This window comes from Komagataeibacter kakiaceti JCM 25156 (genome assembly GCF_000613305.1).
Genome location: NZ_BAIO01000579.1, coordinates 1 through 1,320, shown reverse-complemented (window position 1 = coordinate 1,320; position 1,320 = coordinate 1). Strand labels below are relative to the sequence as shown.

2 protein-coding genes are annotated in these 1,320 nt (G+C 66.4%); both read left to right on the top strand.

From position 1 onward, the window contains the following. Positions 1-398: rRNA maturation RNase YbeY (gene ybeY, locus JCM25156_RS16785; RefSeq protein ID WP_025814037.1), on the top strand; the 398-nt coding region annotated here is incomplete at its 5' end. Continuing rightward, positions 395-1,320, top strand: a 926-nt coding sequence (locus JCM25156_RS16780; protein WP_025814035.1) for a hemolysin family protein, incomplete at its 3' end; no start/stop codon positions are given. The genes ybeY and JCM25156_RS16780, both read left to right, overlap by 4 nt.

Here is a 1,320-nt window from a genome sequence, read left to right as displayed (position 1 = left end):
TGGCAGCCGGTGGCCGCCATGGCCCGGTCACGGTCGTACTGGCGGATGACCGCACGGTGCGGCAGATGAACTGGCGCCATCGCGGGCGCAACAGGGCCACCAATGTCCTGACATTCGAATACGCGCCCATGCAGGCGGGTAGCGGCATGTGGGGCGGTGACATCATCATCGCGTTCGAGACGGTCCGTCGCGAGGCCCGTGCGGCGCGGCGCGACATGGCCGCCCATCTGGCGCACCTGGTCATTCATGGTGTCCTGCACCTGGCCGGATACGACCACCACCACCCCGGCGAGGCGCGGGAGATGGAAATGCGTGAAGCCCGCCTGCTGTCCGGCCTTGGCGTCGCCAACCCGTGGAAGCAGGGCCGGATGGCCGGCGCGCGGGAGAGACGGTCATGAGCCGCCCCGGCACGGATGCGGCGGACGGCGCGGAACCTCCGTCCGGGTCGCGCGGCAAGGGATTCCTGTCACTGTTCACCCGCAGGCGTGGCGAACAGGGACTGCGCCATTCCATTGCCGCGCTGGTCAAGGAAGCCGATGAGGCGGCGGAGGAAGGTGATCCCCGCTCATCCGAACTGGACCGGCAGGAGCGCGCCCTGCTGGCCAACGTGCTGCGCCTGCGCGGCATCACCGCCGATGACGTGATGATCCCGCGCGCCGATATCGTGGCGATGCCGGTCAGCATCAGCCTTGATGAGGCGCTGGCCATGATGCGGCGGGAAAACCATTCCCGCATGCCGGTCTATCGTGAACAGCTCGATGACATCGTGGGCATGATCCATGTGAAGGATCTGATCGCCTATGTCGGCACGAGCGAAGCCTTCCGCATGGAACCCCTGCTGCGCCAGCCCCTTATGGTGGCGCCGCAACTGCCGGTGCTCGACCTGCTGTTGCAGATGCGCCAGCGCCATGTGCATCTGGCGCTGGTGATTGATGAATATGGCGGGATTGACGGTCTCGTCACCATCGAGGATCTGATCGAGACGATCGTGGGCGACATCTCGGATGAACATGACGAGCCCACCGTCAACATGATCCGCGAGCGGCCCGATGGCACGCTGGATGTCGATGCCCGCACCCCCGTCGCCACGTTCGAGGAAAAGGTCGGCCCGATCCTGACCCGTGATGAACGTGAGGCCGAAATCGAGACCGTGGGCGGCCTTGTGTTCCGTCTTGCCGGGCACGTGCCCACGCGGGGCGAGATCGTAACCCACGAAAGCGGCATGGTTTTCCGCATTCTGGATTCGGACGCCCGCCACATCCGCCATGTGCGCGTGCGCCTGCCGCCCCGGGAAAACCGTACGCCCCACCCCCGCCGGGG